General features: G+C 77.5%; 6 protein-coding genes and 1 pseudogene. All 7 read right to left on the minus strand.

Going from position 1 to position 5,634, the window contains the following annotated elements:
• Positions 1-156: pseudogene (locus ACFV5N_RS23880) on the minus strand (D-beta-D-heptose 1-phosphate adenosyltransferase); the annotation flags it as partial.
• Positions 153-791, minus strand: a complete 639-nt coding sequence (locus ACFV5N_RS23885; protein WP_385603435.1) for an SIS domain-containing protein — start codon at positions 789-791, stop codon at positions 153-155. The gene ACFV5N_RS23885 and the pseudogene ACFV5N_RS23880, both read right to left, overlap by 4 nt.
• A 116-nt stretch (positions 792-907) precedes the next feature.
• Positions 908-2,164 (minus strand): glycosyltransferase, encoded by a 1,257-nt coding sequence (locus ACFV5N_RS23890; RefSeq protein ID WP_385603438.1) that lies wholly within the window; start codon positions 2,162-2,164, stop codon positions 908-910.
• Positions 2,164-3,129: a glycosyltransferase gene (locus tag ACFV5N_RS23895; RefSeq protein WP_385603441.1), complete on the minus strand. Its 966-nt coding sequence runs from the start codon at positions 3,127-3,129 to the stop codon at positions 2,164-2,166. The genes ACFV5N_RS23890 and ACFV5N_RS23895 overlap by 1 nt, the downstream gene beginning before the upstream one ends.
• Complete coding sequence (locus ACFV5N_RS23900) at positions 3,126-4,211, minus strand: glycosyltransferase family 9 protein (protein WP_385603443.1); 1,086 nt, start codon at positions 4,209-4,211, stop codon at positions 3,126-3,128. Before ACFV5N_RS23900 ends, ACFV5N_RS23895 begins: the two co-directional genes overlap by 4 nt.
• The gene (locus ACFV5N_RS23905) at positions 4,208-4,837 is read right to left on the minus strand and encodes a D-glycero-alpha-D-manno-heptose-1,7-bisphosphate 7-phosphatase (RefSeq protein ID WP_385603446.1); all 630 of its coding nucleotides are present in this window, start codon (positions 4,835-4,837) and stop codon (positions 4,208-4,210) included. Before ACFV5N_RS23905 ends, ACFV5N_RS23900 begins: the two co-directional genes overlap by 4 nt.
• The coding region (locus tag ACFV5N_RS23910) for a glycosyltransferase family 2 protein (RefSeq protein WP_385603449.1) at positions 4,830-5,634 on the minus strand (805 nt) is incomplete at its 5' end. The genes ACFV5N_RS23905 and ACFV5N_RS23910, both read right to left, overlap by 8 nt.

The following is a 5,634-nucleotide window of genomic DNA, read 5'->3' on the forward strand; positions in this document are numbered from 1 at the left end:
CAGCGCGGCGGCGAGCCCGGCGCCGCCGGGGCGGCACCGCTCGTCGGCCACGTCGACCACCGGCACCGGCGCGTCGGGGGCGAGCCGCCCGGCCCGGCCGGTGATGTCCCGGTCCAGCAGGACGTCGCCGACGACGACGATCGGCCGGCCGCTCATGCCGCGTCCTCGGCCGGGATCACCACGGGCTGGGGGGCGGCCGCGCGGCCGGGCACGGCGAGGGCTTCGTCGAACGCCTCGCAGACCACGTGCAGCGCGACCAGGTGGGCTTCCTGGACGCTGGCGGGCGAGTCGGAGCGGATGGCCACCACCGAGTCGGCCTGTGCGGCGAGCGGGTTGGGGGTGGGGCCGGTCATCGCCCAGACCCGGACACCGGCGGTGCGGGCGGCGGTGGCGGCGTCCAGCAGGTTGTCGCTGCGGCCGGAGGTGGACAGCAGCAGCGCGACGTCGCCGGGGCGGCCGTGGGCGGCGATCTGCCGGGCGTAGATCTCGTCGAAGCCGTAGTCGTTGCCGATGGCGGTCACCGCGGAGGTCTCGGCGTGCAGGGCGATCGCCGAGTACGGTCCGCGCTCCCCCGCGTAACGTCCGACGAGTTCGGCCGTCATGTGCTGCGCCTGGGCGGCGCTGCCGCCGTTGCCCGCGGCCAGCAGGCGCCCGCCGGAGGCGAGCACCACGGCCAGCCGGCGGCCCCAGTCCGCGGCTTCGGCGAGTCCGGTCTCCGGATCCTCGTGGAAGTCGAGCAGCGCCTGCCGGAGGGACTCGCAGTGGCGGCGTGCGGTGGCTGTGGGGTGCACGGGCGATCCTTTCTGTGGCGGCCGGGGGTGGGTTTCTCCCCACCGGCCGGGTGGCCGGACGCTTGCGTGGTGCGCGGGGGCGCGCGGGGGGGCGGTCGGTCCGTCCCCGGGTGGGGTCAGACGCGGGGCACCGCGGGGGCCGGGTCCCGGACGCGCAGGTCCCGGTAGACGCGTTCGGTGGCCTCGGCCACCGACGCCCAGCGGTAGCGGGTGAGGACGCGGCGGCGTCCGGCCGCGCCGCACGCCGCGCGCTGCGCGGGGTCGTTCAGCAGTTCCGTGACGGCGGCGGCCAGCGCCGCCGGGTCGCCCGGCGGCACCAGCCGGCCGGTGGCCGGGTCGGCGACCGTGTCCAGTTGCCCGCCGACCGCGCTGGCCACCACCGGGACGCCGCAGGCCATGGCCTCCAGCGGGACGATGCCGAACGGCTCGTAGGTGGCCGGGCACAGCACCAGGTCGCAGCCGCGCATCAGGGCGGGCACCTCGGGGCGGGGCACGGCCCCGGCGAAGCGGACGCGGTCGGTGACCCCGCTGCGCCGGGCGACGGCGCGCAGCCGGTTCACCTCGGGGTCGCGGCCGGGCGGCGCGCCCGGGGAGCCGCCCGCGATGATCAGTTCGGCGCCGGGGATGCGGGCCAGTGCCTCGATGGCCACCTCGGCGCCCTTGCGCGGGACCAGCCGCCCGATGTGCAGCAGCCGGAACGGGCGGCCGTGCGGGGGCGCGTCCCCGACCGGGCGGGGCCGGGGGGAGAACCACTCGGGGTCCACGCCGCACGGCACCACCCGCACCTTGCCCACCGGCACGCCGAGGGCCACGAGTTCGGTGACCTCGTCGCGGCAGGTCGCCACCGTGATGTCGCAGTGGGAGCCGATCTGCCGTTCCCAGTCGATGCGCCCGGGCGGGCTGGTGTCGGCGGCGCCCTGGTGGCGGCGCTTGACGCTGCCGAGCGCGTGGAAGGTGTGGACGAACGGGATGCCGAGCGCCCGGGTGGCCCACCAGGTGGCGATGCCGGACATCCAGAAGTGCGCGTGGGCCAGGTGGGGTGGTCTGCGGGTCCACTCCCGTTCCAGGAACTCGCTGAATTCCGGCATGTGGGGCAGCAGTTCGTCCTTGGGGAGGCTGTGCGCGGGCCCGGCCGGCACATGCCGGATCTCCAGGCCCGGGCAGATCCGTACCGTGCGGGGCAGGGTGGCGCAGTCCCGGCGGGTGTAGACGGTCACCCGGTGGCCGCGCCGGGCGAGCTGGCCGGCCAGCTGCGCGACGTGGACGTTCTGTCCGCCCGCGTCGGCGCCGCCGAGGGCGGCCAGTGGGCTGGCGTGTTCGGAGACCAGGGCGATGTCCAGGGGTTCGGCCGGGCCGGGCCAGGGGGGCCGCATCAGCGGGTCACCTCCTCGATCAGCCGGTCCCAGTCGGCGAGGAACCGTTTGAGGCCGTAGCGGGCCAGCGCGGCCTGCCGGGCCGCGGCGCCGGTCTCCCGGGCGGCGTCCGGGTCGCGCGCGAAGCGGGCCGCCGCCTCGGCCAGTACCTCGGGCCGGGTGGAGAGCACCCCGGCCTCGCGGGGTACGGCTTCCACCGCCTCGGTGGTGGCGAGGGCCACCACCGGCATGCCCAGGTGCATGGCTTCGACGAGGGAGAGTCCGAGCGAGGTCCAGCGCACCGGGTGCAGATAGACCCGGCAGCGGGCCATCTCGGTGTGCAGCCTCTCCTGCGGCAGTTCGCGCACCCGGCAGCGGGGCTCCGGGATGCCGAGCCGGGCGGGCAGGCCGGCGGTGCCCATGCCGAAGAGCTCCAGCGGGACGGCTCCGGCCAGCTGGGGCAGCAGATCGGTGCCGGTGGTCCGGCCGCGCCGCAGCGGCTCGTTGACGACGACGGCGGCGGCGGCCCTCTCGCCGCCGAAGCGGTGGCCGGGGTCGACGACTCCGTGCTCGACGACGGCGGTGGGGGCCCGGCCGTTGTCCCAGAAGAGCCGGTTGAAGTGGGTGACGTGCACGAGGGTGAGGTCGTCGCGGTCGGCGCAGGGGTGCCGGGTGTCGGGGACGTTCCCGTCGGGGGCGTTGTGTTCCAGGTAGACGGCGGGGATGTCCCGGCCGGGGCGGCGGCCGCCGAGCCACCGTTCGGCCAGTTCGGCCTCGTGCGGGCGCTGGAGCACCACGAGGTCGACCGGTGTGTCGCGCAGTTGTTCCGGGGTGCGTTCCAGCACCGAGGCGGGCCAGTTCCAGCTGTCCGCCCGGCCGCGTCCGTCGGCGGTGCGCCCGGGGAGCAGCGGCAGCAGATAGGTGTGCGGGCCCTGGACGAACGCGGTCGTCCACGAGCCGTGCACGTGCCACATGAGGATGTTCATGTCCGTTCCTCCGGTGCTGGTGCTGGTGCGGGTGCCGCCGCCGGGCGGACGCTGGGGGCGGCGCTCACGGTCAGCCGGTCGACGGCGGCCAGGACCTCCTCGTCGGTGACGGAGTCCAGACAGGGGTGGCCCTCGACGGGGCATTCGCGGGCCCGGCTGCCCGCGCAGGCCGAGTCCTGCCGGCCGAGGAGCAGATGGGGGACGCGGTAGGGGAGCCAGCGTTCCGGGCTGACGACGGGGGCGAACAGGCTGATGACGGGGGTGCGTACGGCGGCGGCCAGATGGGCGGGGCCGGTGTTCCCCGCGATGGTGAGCCGGGCGCGGGAGAGCACGCCGGCCAGTTCCCCCATCCGGGTGCGTCCGCCCAGGTCCAGGCCGTGCCGTCCGGCGACGTGCCGGGTGAGGGCGGCTTCCTGGGGGCTGCCGGTGACCACGACCCGGTGTCCGGCGGCGGCCAGCGCCGCGACGGCCCGGGCGGCGCGGTCGGCGCTCCAGGTCCTGGCGGGGACGGCGGCTCCGGGGTGCAGGACGAGGTAGGGCCCTTCCCCGGTGAGCGCGCTCGTGTCGGGCGGGGTGCGGACGCGCAGTTCGCCGCGGTCGCCGGCCGGGAGCCGGAAGCCGGCGGCCTCGGCGAGTTCGAGCGCCGCGGTGGCCTCGTGCCGGTGGGCGGCGCGGTGGTGGCGCAGTTGGAGCAGGGAGCCGGGGTAGTGCTCGCTGTCGGCGCCGATCCACGGGATGCCGGCGAGCTTGAGGAGCAGGGCGGCGGGCAGGGGGCTCTGGTGCTGGGACGCCAGGATGAGGGCGCGGTCGTAGCCGCCGCGCTCGATGCGGCGTACGAGGCCGGCCACCTCCGCCGGGTCGGTGGCGGGGGCGGCCAGCCGCACCCAGGGCGCGTCGAACACCTCCACCCGGTCCACGCCGGGCAGCAGGCGCCCGGCGGCTTCGCCGAGCGGGCCGCAGAGCATGGTGACGGAGCGGGAGCCGGCGGCGACCGCCCGGACGGCGGGTCCGGCCAGCAGGACGTCACCCGCGCTGTCCAGCCGGACGACGAGGGTGCTGGGGAGCGAGCGGGGCGCCGTCACGGGGTGCCCGCCGTACCGGGGACGGGCCGCAGCAGGGCGCGTACGGCGGTCAGCAGGTCGGGGGCGCGGTGGGGCGCGGCGGCCACCTCTTCGATCCGGGTGGCGGGGGTGGGCACCAGGACGCCGTGGGCTCCGGCGGCGCGGGCGGCGTCCAGGTCGCTGCCGATGTCGCCGATGACCACGGTGTGGCGCGGGGCGACGCCGAGCCGTCGGCAGGCCGCGGCGACGAGGCCGGGGGCCGGTTTGCGGCAGCCGCAGCCGTCGGCGGGGCCGTGCGGGCAGACGGCCCAGACGCCGAAGGGGCCGAGCAGGCTTTCGACCCGGGCGTGTACCGCCGCCACCTCGGCGTGTCCGATGCGGCCCCGGGCGACGCCGGACTGGTTGCTGACGACGCCGAGGGCCACGCCGTGGTCGCGCAGCAGCCGCAGCGCGGCGCGGACCCGGGGCAGCGGCCGGACGAGGGCGGGGTCGCCGTTGTAGGGGACGTCCTCGATCAGGGTGCCGTCCCGGTCGAACAGGACGGCCCGCGGGCCGCGCCGCTCGCCGCCGGTGGGGAGCCGGGCCGGGCGGCAGGGACCGGGCGGAAAGAGCCAGGGCCTGGCCCCGGCTGCCGAGTCGTCAGCCATGCCCCCGAGAGTTGCCCGATATGTCCGATTTAAACACCGGGTGCGGGGTGGCCCTCCGGTGCCGCGCCAGCCCGAGCGCCCAGTGCCCCACCGCGACCGGCGGGATCGCCGCGCTGGTGACCACCATCCGCCACAGCTCCGTCCCGGTGCGCGGCCCCGGCCGGATCCGCGCGGCAGCGAACTCGGCCGTACCCGCCAGCCACAGCGCGCCGCTCGCCAGCGCCGCCCGCCGCCGCCCGGCCCCCAGCGCGAGCAGTGCCGACACGCCCGCCGCCGTCACCGCCGCGTGGGCGGGGAAACGGCCGCGCGGCGCCCGGGCCCGCCGCCGCCAGTCCCGGCCGTGCAGCCGGGCCATCAGCACATCGTCCGCGTTGCCCGCCTGGGCGCGCACCGAGGCCCACGGGCCGGCCGGGCGCACCGGATGGGCCGTGCGCCGCTCCCCCACCGTGAGGTCCCAGCCCTCCGCCATCACGCGCAGCGCCAGGTCGGCGTCCTCCCGGAAGGCCCGGGGGAACCGTTCGTCGAAGCCGCCCGCGTCCAGCAGCGCGGCCCGCCGGTAGGCCATGTCCGCCGTGATCCAGCTGGCGCCCGCGAGCCCGGCGGTGCTCCGCTCCCAGTCGGTGGGCCGCCGGCCGGGCGGCAGCGGCACACTGATCCTGGCCTGCACACCGCCCGTGCCGCCGCCCGCGGCGGCCAGATCGGCGGCCAGGGCCCGCCGCCAGTCCGGTCCCGGCACCACATCGTCGTCGAGGAACGCGATCCACGGCTCCGGAGCCCGCCGCCAGCCGGTGTTGCGG

This window comes from Streptomyces sp. NPDC059853 (genome assembly GCF_042731495.1).
Taxonomy (GTDB): domain Bacteria; phylum Actinomycetota; class Actinomycetes; order Streptomycetales; family Streptomycetaceae; genus Streptomyces.